This window comes from Pseudomonas putida S13.1.2 (assembly GCF_000498395.2).
Taxonomy (GTDB): Bacteria; Pseudomonadota; Gammaproteobacteria; order Pseudomonadales; family Pseudomonadaceae; genus Aquipseudomonas; species Aquipseudomonas putida_Q.
On record NZ_CP010979.1, the window covers coordinates 5,755,309 to 5,773,242 of the forward strand.

The 17,934-nt window shown below is 61.9% G+C and carries 18 protein-coding genes; 9 read left to right on the forward strand and 9 right to left on the reverse strand.

What is annotated here, in order from left to right; genetic code table 11:
• Positions 1–236: 236 nt before the first annotated feature.
• Entirely contained in the window at positions 237–611 is a 375-nt protein-coding gene (locus N805_RS25440; RefSeq protein ID WP_033692306.1) for a hypothetical protein, read from the reverse strand.
• A complete protein-coding gene (locus N805_RS25445) occupies positions 604–2,010 on the reverse strand; it encodes a PAAR domain-containing protein (RefSeq protein WP_028614108.1) in 1,407 nt (468 codons plus the stop codon). The genes N805_RS25440 and N805_RS25445 overlap by 8 nt, the downstream gene beginning before the upstream one ends.
• Before the next feature lie 515 nt (positions 2,011–2,525).
• Here N805_RS25445 and N805_RS25450 point away from each other — a divergent pair.
• Positions 2,526–2,786, forward strand: a complete 261-nt coding sequence (locus N805_RS25450; RefSeq protein ID WP_019472996.1) for a DUF3077 domain-containing protein — start codon at positions 2,526–2,528, stop codon at positions 2,784–2,786.
• Between the two features lie 148 nt (positions 2,787–2,934).
• Here N805_RS25450 and N805_RS25455 read toward each other — a convergent pair whose 3' ends face one another.
• Both N805_RS25455 and N805_RS25460 read right to left on the reverse strand, forming a co-directional pair.
• Positions 2,935–3,321: a hypothetical protein gene (locus N805_RS25455; RefSeq protein ID WP_019472995.1), complete on the reverse strand. Its 387-nt coding sequence runs from the start codon at positions 3,319–3,321 to the stop codon at positions 2,935–2,937.
• A 180-nt stretch (positions 3,322–3,501) separates the two neighbouring features.
• Positions 3,502–4,719, reverse strand: a complete 1,218-nt coding sequence (locus tag N805_RS25460; protein WP_329959574.1) for a PAAR domain-containing protein — start codon at positions 4,717–4,719, stop codon at positions 3,502–3,504.
• Positions 4,720–4,986: 267 nt separating this feature from the next.
• Here N805_RS25460 and N805_RS25465 point away from each other — a divergent pair, with 267 nt between their 5' ends.
• The 3 genes from N805_RS25465 (at position 4,987) to N805_RS25475 (ending at position 8,927) form a co-directional block, all read left to right on the forward strand.
• Positions 4,987–6,639 carry an acyl-CoA dehydrogenase family protein gene (locus N805_RS25465; RefSeq protein WP_019473460.1) on the forward strand — a complete coding sequence of 551 codons (1,653 nt, stop codon included), beginning with the start codon at positions 4,987–4,989 and terminating at the stop codon, positions 6,637–6,639.
• A 134-nt stretch (positions 6,640–6,773) separates the two neighbouring features.
• The gene (gene amn / locus N805_RS25470; protein ID WP_259375049.1) at positions 6,774–8,288 is read left to right on the forward strand and encodes an AMP nucleosidase; all 1,515 of its coding nucleotides are present in this window, start codon (positions 6,774–6,776) and stop codon (positions 8,286–8,288) included.
• A gap of 6 nt (positions 8,289–8,294) precedes the next feature.
• Entirely contained in the window at positions 8,295–8,927 is a 633-nt protein-coding gene (locus N805_RS25475; protein ID WP_028614109.1) for a pseudouridine synthase, read from the forward strand.
• Between the two features lie 113 nt (positions 8,928–9,040).
• Here N805_RS25475 and N805_RS25480 read toward each other — a convergent pair whose 3' ends face one another.
• On the reverse strand, positions 9,041–9,244 hold the full coding sequence (locus N805_RS25480) for a DUF2788 domain-containing protein (RefSeq protein ID WP_003249787.1): 204 nt from the start codon (positions 9,242–9,244) through the stop codon (positions 9,041–9,043).
• 54 nt (positions 9,245–9,298) lie between these two features.
• Entirely contained in the window at positions 9,299–9,775 is a 477-nt protein-coding gene (locus N805_RS25485) for an Lrp/AsnC family transcriptional regulator (RefSeq protein ID WP_016501780.1), read from the reverse strand.
• Positions 9,776–10,171: 396 nt separating this feature from the next.
• On the opposite strand from N805_RS25485, the gene N805_RS25490 reads away from it, so the two are divergent.
• The gene (locus N805_RS25490; protein ID WP_019471729.1) at positions 10,172–11,008 is read left to right on the forward strand and encodes a DUF6515 family protein; all 837 of its coding nucleotides are present in this window, start codon (positions 10,172–10,174) and stop codon (positions 11,006–11,008) included.
• A 123-nt stretch (positions 11,009–11,131) separates the two neighbouring features.
• Here the strand turns inward: N805_RS25490 and N805_RS25495 are convergent, their stop codons facing one another.
• Positions 11,132–12,001 carry a cation diffusion facilitator family transporter gene (locus tag N805_RS25495; protein WP_019471730.1) on the reverse strand — a complete coding sequence of 290 codons (870 nt, stop codon included), beginning with the start codon at positions 11,999–12,001 and terminating at the stop codon, positions 11,132–11,134.
• 26 nt (positions 12,002–12,027) lie between these two features.
• On the reverse strand, positions 12,028–12,447 hold the full coding sequence (locus tag N805_RS25500; RefSeq protein WP_019471731.1) for a hypothetical protein: 420 nt from the start codon (positions 12,445–12,447) through the stop codon (positions 12,028–12,030).
• A 117-nt stretch (positions 12,448–12,564) separates the two neighbouring features.
• Here N805_RS25500 and hrpB point away from each other — a divergent pair, with 117 nt between their 5' ends.
• Positions 12,565–15,093: an ATP-dependent helicase HrpB gene (gene hrpB, locus N805_RS25505; protein WP_019471732.1), complete on the forward strand. Its 2,529-nt coding sequence runs from the start codon at positions 12,565–12,567 to the stop codon at positions 15,091–15,093.
• 36 nt (positions 15,094–15,129) lie between these two features.
• Here the strand turns inward: hrpB and N805_RS25510 are convergent, their stop codons facing one another.
• Positions 15,130–15,786, reverse strand: coding sequence for a YciC family protein (locus N805_RS25510; protein WP_019471733.1), 657 nt, complete (start codon positions 15,784–15,786; stop codon positions 15,130–15,132).
• Positions 15,787–15,952: 166 nt separating this feature from the next.
• On the opposite strand from N805_RS25510, the gene N805_RS25515 reads away from it, so the two are divergent.
• The 3 genes from N805_RS25515 to N805_RS25525 all read left to right on the forward strand — a co-directional run bounded on the left by N805_RS25515 (position 15,953) and on the right by N805_RS25525 (position 17,899).
• Positions 15,953–16,708, forward strand: a complete 756-nt coding sequence (locus N805_RS25515; RefSeq protein ID WP_019471734.1) for a DUF2076 domain-containing protein — start codon at positions 15,953–15,955, stop codon at positions 16,706–16,708.
• 96 nt (positions 16,709–16,804) lie between these two features.
• Entirely contained in the window at positions 16,805–17,284 is a 480-nt protein-coding gene (locus tag N805_RS25520) for an NYN domain-containing protein (RefSeq protein WP_016489324.1), read from the forward strand.
• A gap of 9 nt (positions 17,285–17,293) precedes the next feature.
• On the forward strand, positions 17,294–17,899 hold the full coding sequence (locus N805_RS25525; RefSeq protein ID WP_019471735.1) for a PolC-type DNA polymerase III: 606 nt from the start codon (positions 17,294–17,296) through the stop codon (positions 17,897–17,899).
• Positions 17,900–17,934 lie beyond the last annotated feature (35 nt).

Below are 17,934 nucleotides of genomic sequence, written 5' to 3' on the forward strand. Positions count from 1 at the left end.
AGGCGCTGAATATTGTACAAAGCAGCGGGATGAGTCTGAGGCCATGCTGACCTCTAATGAGCAACCAGTGTCGATAGTACCAATAATAAAGGTACAGGCCCATTGATAAGGATGCCATAATTATGAGTTTTGAAATGGACGTGACATGGAGTTGCGTTTTTTGGGGGTGTGAGGTGATTGGCGATTCGGGGCGGTGGTTCTGGTCAGAGGTCACAAGGGGGCTCTCAGGTCGGCTATTAGATGAAGAAGTTTACGGCTATCCAGATGATGCCGATGATGTTCAGTGATGATGAAATAAGTATTTTGCTTTTTAGCTTCTTAGGGAATTGTCGGTAGTCTCGCTCATCCATAAGCCCTCTACGAATACTTGAAGTTGGTGATCCGATGGCGCCAGCGATTACAGAAATGACTAGCACTCTGGAGCCAATTTTTTTCTCCCCCCACATGGCAGTCGCAAATGGAAGGCACGCACTCCGTTGGAGTGCCGAGGTCATCTCTTTATATTGGCGAGAGCAGGCGATATGAACATCAGAAGCAAGCCCGATTAAAATTAGGCATGCAGGTGTTGCTAGCAACAATAGTCTTAGCTTTAAGTCAAGATGCTCAATCATCTGCAAAGACCTCGAAGACTAATTCGCCGAGCTTTTCACCATATTTCATGCCGCCGACGCTACCAGCCAAGGTACCTGTGCCGGTGATTACTATTCCACATGCGACAGTCCCGGGTCCAAATCTCCAGCAAACCTTCGCAGAGACTCTGGCTGATACTTTGCCGGCCGCCCAGCCGCCGGCTAAGCCGCCAGAGAAATTACTTGTTTCAGTAACTTTGACTTTTTCGCAGGCTGTGGTGTTTCCCTCTTTACAGACTTCAGAGACTTTGATTGCCGAGCCGATTCCACCAATAGTAATCCCTATACGCCCGCCGGTTTTCAAATATTTGGTCATCTTGGCCAGTTTATCCATATGTGTCGCGTAGCCAGGGATGTGTGTCGGTCCTCCCGCCTTGCTCCAATGATGGACTAAACTTTTCGATGAGATTCCCAGGTCCCGCCGCAGACTCTCATAATTTCCGAGATTGAGCCGCTTGTTCAGAACGGTTGCGTTCAAATTTTTACTTAATTGCGTAAATAGTTTATGACGTTCCGCAAAGAACTCAGGGTGCCTAAGATGCCCATGCTTGATGAATTGATCTTTATGCAGGTCTTCAATTTTTCGCAGTATGTCGCTGAGTTCATCCAGCGACTTGCCAACCATCGCCTCACTCACCCCCATCGCCAGGCTCACATCGCTGAGCAACCCGGCAATCTCGGCCTGATGGCGCATCATGAACTCGGCCTCTTCTGGCGTCAGGCTCGCCAACGCTTCCCGCGCCTGTTTCGCCGCACTCATTGCAGTCAGTTCTTCACGCGTACACACCGGCCGCTGCAAACCGTCGCCAATGACAAAGATCTCACCTGCCTTGAACCCTCGCTGATAGGTCGGGTTCAGTCGTTCCAGAATCGAGCCAGGCAGGTTGGCCTGCGGCGCGCCGAGTTCTGCCAAGACTTCCTGATACGTCATGCAGCGCGGAACGATGTAGAAGCCAGGCTCCATGCCCTGCGCTGTTTTTGAGGGCTGATGTGCCCCAGGTTGATAGCGGCTGCTTACTTGGTTACTCGCTTGTGCCTGTGGTGGTGCCTCATGAACAGGCTCAGGTACAGGCGCCCTGCGCGGCGGCGCAGGTGCATATCCATTTGCAACCAGTCGATTGCTGCCCGATGGGCACCCGCATTGCACCAGCGCTCCATCCAGGGCAGTGGGTATATCGTCCTGCCTCCAGCGGGATTCGCCCTCGATGATGGTGCCCGCTTGTCCACAGAGGGGGCAGGGTGTGGTCGGGTCGCCTTGAAGCAGCCAGTTGCGGCCATGCACGCGGCCCCTGGCACGGCTGGCAATGCAGATAGCGCCTGTGGTGGTTTGGTCGCCGTCCAGGCCCTGGTATCGGCCGAAGATATTCATGCGCATGCTCATGGCTCGCCTCTTTTTTGAGGATGAAAGCCAGGAAGCTAGCAGCCTCTAGACGGGTATTTTCGGGTTGGAAAGGGTTTAGGAAGAGTCCTACAAGAGGTAGAGATTTGGACTACACGGTTTTTTAACTGACAGGTTTCGCTACACCTGTCAGGGCGAACACCTGCCAGCCTTGGTGCCTGTCCAAGACATGCATGCCTACTACAATTTCAGACTCTTCCTACGCCTCAGGACTGGCAACTCGATCCCCTGCGAAATACCCTACAACCTCTGTCGACACGCGTCTGATTGTTCCTGCAAATCCCGCCCTCTAGGCTTTGCCTGTCGCTGACGGTTCAGCGATCGGGTGTGGAAACCTGTAGTAAGCATTTCAGGGTATGTCGTTCATGGCGGCTGTACCCGGGAGGCCTCGTGCCTACCGAGTTTTCCCTGAATGCACTCGGGTTTCCACCCCGTGTACAGCTGCCACCCTTCCTGTGGAAACGGAAGAGGAGGTCAACGAGCATTCAGGAGAACCCATGACCGACGAAACCAAAACCACCCCAGGCGTAACCTATTTCTACCAAGGCGAAGGCCAAACCCATCCTCTGTTCCGCATAGCCGAAGGCATCCCCTGCCGCAGCGCTCGCGAGCAGGCCTCCGAGTTGATGGGCTATGCACGGGACCAGTCGCTGACTGGTTTGATGGATGGCGACCAGCAAATGATGTGGGCATCGCATTACTTCGCAGCCATGGCCAAGGCGCTGCTGGATGATGCCGAGCTGGGCTTGATGCGCTGACTTTTGTATTGGCTGTACCGGCCCTTTCGCGGGTGAACCCGCTCCCACAGGAATTGTGCATAGATTGAAAGATGCGCGATCCCTGTGGGAGCGGGTTTACCCGCGAATTAGCTGTGCGATCAGCTTTTTTCTGAAACATGTTTGTGTATCATTTGATCAGCTTCATTAGGTAATATGCCGCTACCCAGGCAATGCCAATAGTATTTAGCGAAGATGCAATGAGTATTTTACCTCTTAAATACCTGGGGAATTGTAAGTGGTCTTGCTCATCCAATAGCCCACGGCGAATGCTGAAGGCGGGGGATCCAATGGCACCGGCGATTACAGAAATCACTAGAATTCTGGAACCAATTTTTTGCTCTCCCCACATGCCGGTCGCAAATGGAAGGCACGCGCTACGTTGGAGTGCTGAGGTCATTTCTTTATATTGGCGAGAGCAGGCGATGTGAAGGTCAGCTACAAGCCCGATTAAAGCGAGGCAGATAGGAGCGCCTAACAGAAATAATCTTATTTTTACGTCAAGGTGATCAATCATCTCCAAAGACCTCGAAGACTAATTCGCCTAGCTCCTCGCCCGCTTCCATACCACCGATGCTGCCGGCCAAGGCGCCTCCACCAGTGATCACTATTCCACATGCAACGGCGTAGGGTCCGACTCTCCAGCAAACCTTCGTAGAAATTCTGCCCGCAAGTTTTCCTGCCAACCAGCCACCCGCTAAGCCACCGGAAAAATTACCTGCCTCAGTAACGCTGACTTTTTACAGGCATGTGTGTTGCCCTCTTTGCACACCTCAGAAATTTTCATAGCAGCTCCGCTACCGCCAATAGCAGTGCCAATACGTCCCCCGGTTTTTAAATATTTAGCCATTTTGGCCAGCTTGTCCAAATGTGTCGAGTAACCAGGGATGTGGCTCGGAGCCCCTGCTTTACTCCAGTGGTGTACTAAGCTTCTTGACGATATACCTAAATCCCGGCGGAGGTTTTCATAATTGCCGAGGTTGAGGCGTTTGTTTAAACCGGTCGCTTTTAAGTTCACACTCAGTTGCGTGAATAGTTTATGACGTTCCGCAAAGAACTCAGGGTGCCTCAGGTGCCCATGCTTGATGAGTTGATCTTTATGCAGGTCTTCAATTTTTCGCAGTATGTCGCTGAGTTCATCCAGCGACTTGCCAACCATCGCCTCACTCACCCCCATCGTCAGGCTCACATCGCTGAGCAACCCGGCAATCTCGGCCTGATGGCGCATCATGAACTCGGCCTCTTCTGGCGTCAGGCTCGCCAACGCTTCCCGTGCCTGTTTCGCCGCACTCATTGCAGTCAGTTCTTCACGCGTGCACACCGGCCGCTGCAAACCGTCGCCAATGACAAAGATCTCACCTGCCTTGAACCCACGCTGATAGGTCGGGTTCAGTCGTTCCAGAATCGAGTTAGGCAGGTTGGCCTGCGGCGCGCCGAGTTCTGCCAAGACTTCCTGATACGTCATGCAGCGCGGAACGATGTAGAAGCCAGGCTCCATGCCCTGCGCTGTTTTTGAGGGCTGATGTGCCCCAGGTTGATAGCTGCTGCTGACTTGGTTACTCGCTTGGGCCTGTGGTGGTGCCTCATGAACAGGCTCAGGTGCAGGCGCCCTGCGCGGCGGCGCAGGTGCATATTCACTTGCAACCAGGCGATTGCTGCCCGATGGGCACCCGCATTGCACCAGCGCTCCATCCAGAGCAGTGGGTATGTCGTCCTGCCTCCAGCGGGATTCGCCCTCGATGATGGTGCCCGCTTGTCCACAGAGGGGGCAGGGTGTGGTCGGGTCGCCTTGAAGCAGCCAGTTGCGGCCGTGCACGCGGCCCCTGGCCCGGCTGGCAATACAAACAGCGCCTGTGGTGGTTTGGTCGCCCTCAAGGCCCTGGTATCGGCCGAATATGTTCATGCGCATGCTCATGGCTTGCCTCTTTTTTGAGGATGAAAGCCAGGAACCTAGCAGCCTGTAGACGGGTATTTTCGGGGCAGGGAGGCTTTAGGAAACGCCCTACAGGGGATAGAGAATTGGACTACAAACCTTGCTGGGTGGCACCGCCTGTCAGCCCTGATGCATTCCCAAGGCATGCGCCACCCCCACCACACGTTTAGTCATTAATGCCCCTTTGACTCCCCGGCAAGCAGTGCTTCACTGGGTCTCTCAAGCCTACCCGGATCCAGGAGCCCCCCGATGAACCTGCACCAGTACGCTGAAACCCACGAAGTCACCAACCAGCCACCGTCCCTCGACGGCGCCAACCTGTACCGCCTCGACCTGCCATTGCAGGAGTGGTCACGGCGTTTCGGCGCGGGCTGGGCCGAGTCGCGGATCGATGCCTACGGCGCCTTGGCGGGCGGCCCGCTGATGCAGGCAGGTTTCCTGGCCAACGCGCACAAGCCGGAGTTCATCAGCCACGACCGCTATGGCCATCGCATCGACCTGGTCGAGTTCCACCCGGCCTACCACGAGCTGATGCGCACCGCCGTCGAGCACGGCCTGCCTTCTTTACCATGGGCCGAACCCCGCGCTGGCGCCCATGTGGCACGCGCGTCGATGACTTACCTGCACAGCCAGGCCGAAGCCGGTACTGGCTGCCCGCTGACCATGACCTTCGCCGCCGTGCCGGCGCTACGGCTTCAGCCCGAACTGGCCGAGTACTGGCTGCCGAAAATCCTGGCCTGCGAATATGACCCGCGCAACGTCGGCGACCGGCACAAGGCCGGGGTCACCCTGGGCATGGCCATGACCGAGAAGCAGGGCGGCACCGATGTGCGCGCCAATACCACGCGGGCGTACCCGGTGGGCGCACCTGGCCCGGGCCAGCCATATGAGCTGGTCGGGCACAAGTGGTTCTGTTCTGCGCCCATGTGCGATGCCTTCCTCACGCTGGCGCAAACCGAAAAAGGCCTTAGCTGCTTCCTGCTGCCGCGCCACCGCCCGGACGACAACCGCAACCAGTTTTATATCCAGCGCCTGAAGAACAAGCTGGGCAACAGCTCGAACGCCTCCAGCGAGGTGGAGTTCCGTGGTGCGCTGGCCTGGATGATCGGCGAAGAAGGGCGGGGTGTGCCGACCATCATCGAGATGGTCGCCATGACCCGTTTCGACTGCATGGTCGGTTCCAGCGCGCTGATGCGTCAGGCGTTGACTCAGGCGGCCCACCACTGCGCGCACCGTAAGGTTGGCGGGCGGTTGCTCAATGAGCAGCCGCTGATGCAGAACGTGCTGGCTGACCTGGCCTTGGAAAGCGAGGCTGCACTGGCCCTGAGCCTGCGCATGGGGCAGGCGCTGGAGCAACTCGACGACCCGCAGCAGGCGCATTTCGCCCGGCTGGTCACGGCAGTGGGCAAGTACTGGATCTGCAAGCGCGCGCCGGCCATGATCAACGAGGCCGCCGAATGCCTGGGCGGTGCGGGTTATGTCGAAGACAGCATCCTGCCACGGCTGTACCGCGAGGCACCGGTTAATTCGACCTGGGAAGGCTCTGGGAATGTGCAGTGCCTGGATGTGCTGCGGGCCTTGTCCAAGGAGCCGGGCGTGCTCGATGCGCTGTTCGCCGAATTGGGCGACGGGCATGGAGATCCGCGGCTGGCGGCGTATATCGGCAACCTCAAGGGGGCATTTGCCGACACCGGCGACATACAGTACCGCGCGCGGCAGCTGACCGAGGATATCGCCCTGGCGCTTCAGGCCAAGCTGTTGCTGGAGGCGGGCAATGCGGTGGTCAGTGACGCGTTTATCGGTAGCCGGCTGACGGGTGGTGGACGAGTGTACGGGGCGCTGCCACGGGGTGTGGATGTGCAGGCACTGGTGAGCAGGGCAACACCAGCCTGGCCGAGTTGAGGTGGCTTTGAAAGGCTAATCGCCGGCAAGCCAGCTGCCACAGGTAATGCACAAGGTTCGATAGCGGTGGAGTACTTGTGGAAGCTGGCTTGCCGGCGATGAGGCCGGTACTGACCGCCGGGGATGTAATTGCCATGAAACGCAGGCAAGATGGTTCACATGCATGTCCAGACAGGAAGCACAGTGTGAGCCACGCTTTTGTAGTCGTTGATACCCCCGAACAGGCCGTCGACCGTCTGGCGGCCCTGCATGAACAGGCCACCGGGGCCCTGAGCCAGGCCCTCAAGCGTTACCTGAAGGACCGTACCGAGCCGGGCGCCGATGAGCGCGACCTGTTCCGCTACCCGGCGTTGCGCCTGACCTACTACAGCCACGGTGAGGTCGCCGCCACCACGCGGGCCTATGCCAAGGTGCAGGTGGCCGGCACCTACAGCGTCACCGTCACCCAGCCAGCCGCGTTCCGTGGCTACCTGCTGGAGCAGCTGCGCCCGTTGATGCACGACTACACCGTCACGGTAGAGGTGGGCATCAGCGAGCAGAACATTCCGTACCCTTACGTGGTCGACCAGGGTGACGAACTGGCCGGCAGCGGCATTACCGCCGCGCAGCTGGCGCGGGTGTTCCCCAGCACTGACCTGTCGGCCGCCACCGACAACATCGCCGATGGCCTGTACGACTGGGACCGTGCCGAAATCTTTCCGTTGGCGCTGTTCGACGCCGCACGCGTCGACTTTTCGCTGCGCCGCCTGGTGCACTACACCGGCAGCGACTGGCGTCATGTGCAGCCGTGGATCCTGCTGACCAACTACCACCGTTATGTCGACCAGTTCATCAGCCACGGTCTGGAGCAACTTCGCGACGACCCGCGCTTCGTGCGCATGGTGCTGCCGGGCAACGTGGTGATCGAAAAAGCCATGGACCACGGCGAGACCCAGGCCTTGGTCGCCAGCGTGATCTGGCACCGCTACCAGATGCCGGCCTACCACCTGATCGCCGCCGACGGTGACGGCGTTACCTTGGTCAACATTGGTGTCGGCCCGTCCAACGCCAAGAACATCACCGACCACCTGGCCGTGCTGCGCCCGCACTGCTGGCTGATGATCGGCCACTGCGGCGGCTTGCGACAGTCGCAAACCATTGGCGACTACGTGCTGGCCCACGCCTACATGCGTCGTGACGGTATTCTCGACCGGGTGGTGCCGCCGAACATCCCGATTCCAGCCCTGGCCGAAGTGCAGATGGCCTTGCAGGAGGCTGCCGCGCAGGTCACCGGCGAGCGTGGCGAACAACTCAAGAAGCGCCTGCGCACCGGTACCGTGCTGACTTACGACGACCGCAACTGGGAGCTGCGCTGGGCTCAGGAACGCCCGCTCATCAACCTGTCGCGTGCAGTGGCAGTGGACATGGAAAGCGGCACCATTGCCGCCCAGGGTTATCGTTTGCGCGTGCCGTACGGCACCTTGCTGTGTGTGTCCGACAAGCCGCTGCACAGCGAGATCAAGCTGCCGGGTTCGGCCAACGCCTTCTACAACCGGGCGGTCAGCCAGCACCTGAAGATCGGCATTGCTGCCCTCGACCTGTTGCGCACCGAGCTCAACTCGCTGCACTCGCGTAAACTGCGCAGCTTCGATGAGCCGCCGTTCCGCTGAGGATCCATGTCACTGCCACCCCGTAACAAGCCGCGCCGCCCCCAGGCGCGGCCTGCCGCCGGCCCGCGTCGCCAGCCCAAGGCGCCACCGGCCGAGCCGCGCCTGATCCTGTTCAACAAACCGTTCGACGTGCTGACCCAGTTCAGCGACGGCGAAGGGCGCGCGACCCTCAAGGACTTCATCGACATCGCGGGCGTGTACCCGGCCGGGCGCTTGGACCGCGACAGTGAAGGCCTGCTGTTGCTGACCAACGATGGCGCGCTGCAGGCGCGTATTGCCGACCCCAAGCACAAGCTGGCCAAGACTTACTGGGTACAGGTGGAAGGGGAACCGAGCGACGAGCAGTTGCAGCGCTTGCGTGATGGCGTGGAGCTGAACGATGGGCCGACCTTGCCGGCCGAGGCACGGCGGCTGGAAGAACCCGACCTGTGGCCACGCAACCCGCCGGTACGCTTTCGCAAGAGCGTGCCGACCAGCTGGCTGGAACTGGTGATCCGCGAGGGGCGTAACCGCCAGGTACGGCGGATGACGGCGGCAGTGGGGCTGCCGACCTTGCGCCTGGTGCGGGTGCGGATTGGTGACTGGGCGCTGGATGGGCTGGAGCAGGGTTGCTGGCGGGAGGTCCCTGCCAAGCTTTAGTTCAGGTCATGGGCCTGTTCGCGGGCACGCCCGCTCCCACAGGGACGGCGCAGTACTCGAAGGCAACGCCAAATCTGTGGGAGCGGGCGTGCCCGCGAATGGCCCTGAAATTTTTATACACCTTCCAGAAACCCCACCACCACGCTCTTGATGATAAAGGCCAGCACCCCCAGCCCCAGCACGAAGAACAGGATCAACGTCCCGAACTTGCCAGCCTTGGACTTTTTCGCCAGGTCCCAGACGATGAAACCCATGAAACCGATCAATACGGTGACCAGGATGATCATCATCCACTCTTCGAATACGGCGGGATCCATCTGTGTTCTCCGGGCAGGCTGAGCAGCCGAGTATACGCCGGCTACCGTGGGCGTTTAACGCAGGTGGGTCAATGGCAGCTCGGTGCTGGCCAACACCTGGTTGAGCACGAAGCTCGAACGCACGCTGGTGACGCCTTCGATACGGGTCAGGCTGCCTAGAAGCAGTTTCTGGTAATGGTCCATGTCCGGCACCACCACTTTGAGCTGGTAGTCGGCATCCATCCCGGTGACCAGGCTGCATTCAAGCACCTGCGGCAGGATACGGATGGCCGCCTCGAAGGTTTCGAAGCGCTCCGGGGTGTGGCGGTCCATGCCGATCAGCACGTAGGCGGTCAGGCTCAGGCCCAGCTTCTTGCGGTCGAGCAGGGCCACCTGGCGCGAGATGTAGCCGTCGTCCTCCAGTTGCTTGACCCGACGCGAGCATGGCGAAGGCGACAGGCCAATGCGTTCGGCCAGTTCCTGGTTGGAAATGCGCGCATCGCGCTGCAATTCGGCGAGGATGCTCAGGTCGTAGCGGTCAAGTTTGCTCATGGCATTTGCCCTTTTCTGTTCGTATTGCGGCGAATTATCAATCCAGGGTGAAAAATTGCGCAAGTGCTATTTATCTGAGCAATCTTCGCAATCCTCTGCCGCAACCTGTCCGGTATCTTTATCCACAGAATCACTGCCCGGACATCAGTCCACGGCGACGCGCTCTAGGCGGGCGGTCGCGGCCAGCCATCCAACAGGATGCACTCGGCCCCCGGGCTACACACCCTCCAGAAGACGGTGTGAGGTGAGCCGGCGCCACAAGTGCCGAGCACGGACGACAATTTCAGAAGGGAGGCCCTGTGGCCTCCCTTTTTTCTGTCTGGAAATTTAATTGGCCTGCGTGGCGGTCACGGTAGACTGGCGGTGGTTGCCGTATTTTCTACCGAGAGGAACACCATGAAGTCGCGCATCTGGCAGTTGGCAGGTGTTGGTTTGCTGGGTTTGAGCATCAGCCTGGGGGCCTTGGCCGAAGGGCCGGGTGAAGGGCATGGCGAACGAGGCCAACAGGGGCAGGCAGAAGGCACGCCCGGCCGCTCGCTGAACTCGCGCGACGAAGTGCGCCAGACCCAGCCGCCAAGGCAGGGTTACTACCAGGACATTCCCCGGCGCCACGGCGATAACCATCAATGGGAAGCTGGCGGCCCGGGGCAACGCCCCGGTGGCGACTGGCAGGGGCGCCCGGATGGCCACGGCAATGGCTGGGGGCCTGGGCCGCAGTATCGACCGGGTCACACTGTCGATCATTTCCCCGACCGCTACTGGAAAGTGCCCTACCGGGGGGCGGACTACTTCTACTCCGGTGGCTACTGGTATCGCCCCCATGGTGGCAGTTACATCGTGGTGACCCCGCCTTACGGCGTGCGAGTCAATTACCTGCCGCCCTATGCGCAGGAGGTCTGGCTGGGTGGGGCGATGTTCTTCCTGGTGGCCGACACCTATTACCAGTACCTGGCTGACAGCCAGGAATATGTGGTGGTCAACCCGCCCGTCGGTGCCCCTGCGCCTGTACCGGTGGCACCGGCAAACGGCGGGTATGACGTGGTGGCTTACCCGATGAACGGGCAGGGGCAACAGCAGCAGGAGCAGGACCGCTACCAGTGCCATCGCTGGGCGGTGAGCCAGTCGGGGTTCGACCCGGCGACGGCGACGTACGCACCGGCGGCCAATGTGCTCGACACCTACCGGCGGTCGCTGGGCGCCTGCTTCAGTGGGCGGGGTTACAGCATCAACTGAGCCAGATGTGCTGTCTGTCCCGGCCCTGTCGCCGGCAAGCCAGCTCCCACAGGTAGTGCGCATGCCTTCAGGCCGGTGCAAGCCTGTGGGAGCTGGCTTGCCGGCGATAGGGCCCTTGCAGATTCAAACAGGGTCAGCGTGCACCATCACATCCGCCTGTGGATAACGCTGGCGGATCACCCGCGAGGCCTCCACGCACAACCCGTGCGCGTCATGCAGCGGCAACTGCCCTGGCAGCTCCAGGTGCAGCTGCACGAACCATTGGTTGCCCGACACCCGCGTACGCAGGTCATGCACGCCTTTCACGCCGGGTATGGCCAAAACCAGAGTGGTCATGTGCTCGCCAACATCGCCGGGCAGCTCCTTGTCCATCAGGATCGCCGTACTCTCGCGGGCAATCTGCAACGCGCTCCAGAGGATGTAGAAGGCGATGCCCAGGCCGAACAGCGCATCCAGCTGCGGCCAGCCGAAGCGTGCGAGCAGCAGGGCCAGCAGAATGCTGCTGTTGAGCAACAAGTCCGAGCGGTAGTGCAGGGAGTCGGCTCGCACTGCAGTGGAGCCGGTCAGGCGGATGACTTTGTGCTGCAGGCTCAGCAAGGCGACGGTCAGCCCAAGTGACAGCAGCATCACCGCGATGCCGATGCCGGTATCACCCAAGGGTTGCGGGTCTTGCAGCCGTTCAACCGCTTGCACGCCGATCAGCACCGCACTGACACCGATAAACAGCGCCTGCGCCATGCCGGCCAAGGCTTCGGCTTTACCATGGCCGAACCGGTGGTCGTCGTCGGCGGGTCGCAAGGCGTAGTGCACGGCCAGCAGGTTGAGAAACGAGGCAACAGCATCCAGTGCCGAGTCGGTCAACCCGGCCAGCAGGCTGACCGAGCCGCTCAGCCACCAGGCCAGCGCCTTGCTCAGCACCAGGATACTGGCCACCGCCAGTGAAGCGCGAGTGGCCAGGCGTAGCAGGCGCTGGTGTTCGGCCGAGGTGATCATCCGTGGTCAACGTCCGTGTGTGGGGTTCAGGCTGCCGGCACCAGGCCCAGGCTGGCCAGCTGTTCGACGCTGCCGCGGTGCTGGATCAGCCGTGGGTCGTTCAGCGGCAGGCGCTGGCCCAGCTCGCTTTCGATGATGGCCTGCAACTTCAGGTTGTCGACCTTGCCGTCGGGGCTGACGGCTTCTTGCAGCTTGGCCGGGTCTACCTGGGCGGTGCGGCCCCCCGGGTAGTAGATGGCGCCAGTGGCAAAGTCGATGCCGAAGGCAATCAGCCCCGGGATCACGTAGAACAGGATGCCGATGGCGTCCATGGCGGCTACCACGGGGTCGATCTTGCCGCCGATCTGGCCGCGCCGGTCCGGGTAGAAAATGGTACCGCAGGCCGTCAGCTGGGTCAGCATGGTGGCGATGAGGGCGCCGCCGATGACGCGGGATGGGATGCGCATGTAAATCTCCGAGAAGGTATTCAGCAGGGCAAGCGAAGCGCCTGCGCCTGAAGCTTAAGACCATGATAGAGCAGGCTGGGTTCGCCGTTATACTCGCCAGATTGTTCGAGGACCACCATGATTTCATTACCGATCGATGCAGTCTTGCCTGCTTTGCGCCAAGCCCTGGAAAAACGTGACGAAGCCGTGCTCGAAGCGCCACCCGGCGCCGGCAAGACCACCCGCGTGCCGCTGGCGCTGCTGAACGAGCCGTGGCTGGCCGGGCAGACCATTCTCATGCTCGAACCGCGGCGCCTGGCGGCGCGGGCGGCAGCCGAACGGCTGGCCAGTGAACTGGGCGAGCAGGTCGGTGAAACGGTGGGTTACCGCATTCGCCTGGACAGCAAGGTCGGGCCGAAAACCCGTATCGAGGTGGTGACCGAAGGCATTCTTACCCGCCGCCTGCAAGCCGACCCGGCGCTGGAAGGCGTGGGCCTGCTGATCTTCGACGAATTTCACGAGCGCAGCCTGGATGCCGACCTGGCCCTGGCGCTGAGCCTCAATGGCCGCGAGTTGCTGCGTGACGACCCACCGCTGAAGATCATGCTGATGTCCGCAACCCTGGAAGGGGAGCGCTTGTCGCGGCTGCTGGACGAAGCCCCGGTGGTCAGCAGTGAGGGCCGCATGCACCCGGTGGATATCCGCTGGGGGCGGCCGTTCCAGCCGGGCGAGTTCATCGAGCCTCGGGTAGTGGACAGCGTGCTGCAGGCCTTGGCCGACCAGACGGGCAGTGTGCTGGTGTTCTTGCCGGGCCAGGCCGAAATCCGCCGGGTGCACCAGAGCCTGCAGGAGGCACTGGGCGAGCGGCCGGAGGTTCTGCTGTGCCCGCTGCATGGCGAACTCGACCTCAATGCCCAGCGTGCGGCCATCGACCCGGCGCCCAAGGGCCTGCGCAAGGTGGTGCTGGCCACCAACATTGCCGAGACCAGCCTGACCATCGACGGGGTGCGCGTAGTGGTCGACGCAGGGCTGGCGCGGGTGCCGCGGTTTGACCCTGGCAGTGGCATGACCCGGCTGGACACCCAGCGTATCTCCCGCGCCAGCGCCACCCAGCGCGCCGGCCGTGCCGGGCGCCTGGAGCCGGGCGTGTGTTACCGGCTATGGTCCGAGGCCCAGCATGACCAGTTGGCTGCCCATGGCAGCGCCGAAATCCTCCAGGCCGACCTGGCAGGCCTGGCCCTGCAACTGGCGCGTTGGGGCGTCGCACCCCATCAGTTGCGCTGGCTCGACCAACCGCCCAGCGCAGCGTTTGCCCAGGCGCAGGACCTGCTGGCGCGCCTGGGTGCATTCAAACCGGGCAGCCGCGACAACCTCAGCGATCACGGCCAGGCCATGGCCGAGCTGCCGGCCCACCCCCGTATCGCCCATTTGTTGCTGCGTGGTCAGGGCCTGGGGTTGGCCGCCATGGCCTGTGATGTGGCGGCGTTGCTCGGTGAGCGGGATATCCAGCGTGGCGCCGGTGCCGACCTGCACAGCCGGCTGGCCCTGGTCAGCGGCGAGAGCAAGGCCAGCCGCGGCGGCCAGGGTGGCGTGCAGCGCGCCCGGCAGCTTGCGCGTCAGTACCGTGGCCTGTTGCGCGGCAAGGCCGGGGCCGCCGTCGCCGACCCCGATCATCCGCGCTGGCTTGGCGCCTTGCTGGCGCTGGCCTATCCCGACCGGGTCGCGCAGCAGCGGCGTGAAGGGGGCGCCGAGTATCGCCTGGCCAACGGGCGTGCAGCCTTGTTCGGTGAGGTCGATGCGTTGATGAAGCACCCGTGGTTGGTAATCGCCGACCTGGGTAGCCGCCAAGGCCAGCGCGAAGAGCGTATCTACCTTGCGGCAGAATTCGACCCGGCGCTGCTCGATGATGTGCTGGCCGAGCAGGTCGAGCGTGTCGATTTACTGGACTGGGACGAGCGCGAGCAGGTGCTGCGTGCCGAACGCCAAACCAAAGTCGGTGAGCTGATACTGAGCCGCGAACCACTGACTGGTCTGACTGACGAAGCGCGCGCCAAGGCGCTACTCGGCCTGGTACGACGCAAAGGCCTCAACCTGCTGACATGGACCCCGGAACTGCGCCAGTGGCAGGCGCGGGTGGCACTGTTACGCCAGCTGGACCTGGACAAGGACGGGCAAAGCGAATGGCCCGACCTGGGTGACGAGGCGCTGCTTGCCAGCCTGGAAGACTGGTTGCAGCCCTACCTTGGCAAAGTGTCCCGCCTCAGCCACTTCAGCGCGCTGGACCTTCCTTCGCTATTGCGCAACCTGCTGCCCTGGCCGCTGCCGCAACGCCTGGAAGAACAGGCCCCCGCGCATCTGGCCGTGCCGTCCGGTTCGAACATTCGCCTGGACTACAGCGAAACCCCGCCGATTCTCGCCGTGCGCCTGCAAGAACTGTTCGGCCTGGCCGATACCCCGCGCATCGCCAATGGCCGGCAGCAGGTCAAGTTGCACCTGCTGTCCCCGGCACGCCGCCCGGTGCAGGTGACCCAGGACCTGGCCAACTTCTGGCGTACGACCTATGCCGAAGTGAAGAAAGACCTGAAAGGGCGGTACCCCAAGCATTACTGGCCGGACGACCCGTTGGTGGCCGAGGCCACGGCGCGGGCCAAGCCTCGGGGTACCTGATTACGGTGCTGCCTGGCCGCACCGCAGGGCTGGGCATCACGCCCCGGCTTCGCCCTCCAGCAGCATGAACAGGCGGTACAGCACCACGGTGCTGAACAGCTGCAGGAAGCCGCTGAGGCTGTCCATGGCCAGCTCCATGCCGGGCGATGGCTCGGGGAAGGCCATCAGCAGCAGCCCATCGATCAGCCAGATCGGTGCCAGTACCGCTACCACACAGATCATGATGCGCATGAAGTGCCCGGTGGTCATGCGTGCGCTTTCGCGCATCGACTGCACCACCGGCAGGCCGCGCAGCACCAGCAGGTACTCGGCGAACACCAGGTTGATCATGATCCACACGCCCGGGAAGATGAACAGCGCCAGGCCGGCCATGATCAGCAGCGAGCTGATCAGGATCAGCAGGGCCAGTTGCGGCCATAGCTGCAAGGCGCGGGCGAACAGGTCGCGCTTGCCGATGTCCTGGCCGTTGCTGCGGGTGTGCAGGTAAAGAATCAGTGCCGCACTGTACAGCGGGTAGAACAGCAGGCTGACCAGCATGCCATAGGCCGGCGATGCCTGGTCGCCCATCTGCCGGTACAGCAGCTGGGTGAGCAAGGCTTCCAGCACCACCAACGGCAGGCACAGCTGGAGGATGTTCGGCAGGTGGCGGCGGAAGAAGTACAGGGAGTCGCGCAGAACGCTCAGCGGATTCATCAGTCAACATCGCATGGCAGTAAAAACAGGGGCATAACTTTAGCCCAAAGCAGGCGTGGGGCTGTCACTTGCTGAAAAAAGTTTCACGCCGCCAGTGATTGAATCCCGCGCCGCTACACCCCATCTTTGACGCTGTCCGTTGTCCCGCTACCCCACGAGGTCGCCCATGAACACTGAAGAACAAACCCTGATCGACGGCCTGTTCGGCCGCATCAGGCAAGCCGAAGACCCGAGCCAGCCGCGTGACGCGCAGGCCCAGGCGTGCATCGAGCAACACCTGCGCCAGCAGCCGGCGGCGCCTTACTACATGGCCCAGGCCATCCTGGTGCAGGAGGCGGCAATCAAGCGCCTCGACGAGCAGAACAAGCAGCTGGAGGCCGAGCTGAAGCAGGCCCGCGCCCGGGCTGAGGCTGCACAAGCCGGTAACAGCGCACCAGGCAACGGTGGTGGGGGCTTCTTGTCCAGCATCTTTGGCTCGGGCGGGCGCAATGCGGCCCCGGCTGTGCAGCCTCAGCGCCCTTCGACGCCGCCGGCAGCACCCGGCGGTGGCTGGCGCGAGCCGTCGGCGCCGGGCTTCCCCCAGCCTCAGCAGCAGCCTGGCTTTGGCGCCGCGCCGGCGCGCGGCGGTGCCAGCAGCTTCCTCGGTGGGGCCATGCAGACCGCCGCCGGTGTGGCCGGTGGCGTGTTGCTGGCGCAAGGCATCAGCAGCATGTTCAACCACAACTCGCAGCCGGAAGAGGTGGTCGAGGTGATCAAGGAAGAGCCAGTACCCGCTAGTGATAGCGGCGGCTGGAACGACCAGGGCGGGCAGCAGCAAGTGGCTGACAACGGTGGTTGGGGCAGTGACCAGGGCGGTTATGCCAACACCGATTACGGCAGCGACGACGGCGGGTTCTTCTCGGACGACGATTCGTACGTCTGACAGGTCTGGCATACTGCTGGCAATTTTGGGGGGGCGCTTTGCGCCCCTTCGCGGGCAGCAGCCCCCGGTATTCCAGGCCAGACATGAGGTTCCCAGGTGAAAAAGATCGCGCTGTTCGCCGATGTGCAGAACCTCTACTACACCGTGCGCCAGGCCCACGGCTGCCATTTCAACTACACCGCGTTGTGGGCCGACGTCAGCCGTGAAGGCCAGATTGTCGAAGCGGTGGCTTATGCCATCGACCGTGGCGACAGCAAGCAGCAGCAGTTCCAGCAAATTTTGCGCAACCTGGGTTTCGATGTGCGCCTCAAACCCTTCATCCAGCGCAGCGATGGCTCGGCCAAAGGGGACTGGGATGTGGGTATTACCCTGGATGTGATCGACGCGGCCAGCCGGGTCGACCAGGTGGTGCTCGCCTCTGGCGATGGTGACTTCGACCTGTTGCTGGAGCGGGTGATCCAGCGCCACGGTACAGAGGCCGTCGTGTATGGGGTGCCTGGGCTTACCGCATTGTCGTTGATCCGTGCGGCCACCCGTTATGTGCCCATCGAGGGTAAGCTATTGCTCAAACATTGAGGCCCTTTGATGGAACGTATTGCTGTAATCGACTTTGAAACTACCGGCATCAGCCCTGGCGCCGGCTGCCGCGCCACCGAAGTGGCGGTGGTGATGCTGGAAGGCGGGCGCATCGTCGAGCGCTACCAGAGCCTGATGAACGCCGGCGTGCCGGTACCTGCCTTTGTCGCCGGGCTGACCGGCATTACCACCACCATGCTGCGCAGTGCGCCGCCGGTGGACAAGGTAATGAACGAAGTCGCCGAGTTCGTCGGGGGCACCCCGTTGCTGGCGCACAACGCTGCCTTCGACCAGAAGTTCTGGGACTACGAACTGAGCCGCATTGGCCGTATCCGTAGCCAGTCTTTTGCCTGCTCCCTGCTGCTTTCCCGGCGCCTGCTGCCGATGGCACCGAACCACAAACTGGGCACCCTGACCCGCTGGGCCGGCCTTCCGGATACCGGTACCGCGCACCGGGCCATGGCCGATGCCGAGATGGCGGCCAACCTGCTGCAACACCTGGTAGGCGAACTGCGCCAGGCCCACGGTATCCAGGAACTGTCCCACGGCCTGCTTTGCCGCCTGCAGAAAGTGCCTGCCGCGAAGGTTCGCGAAACCCTGGCCAAATTCCGGTGATCCCTCCTCAACCCAAGCCGGACGCACCAAAAGTG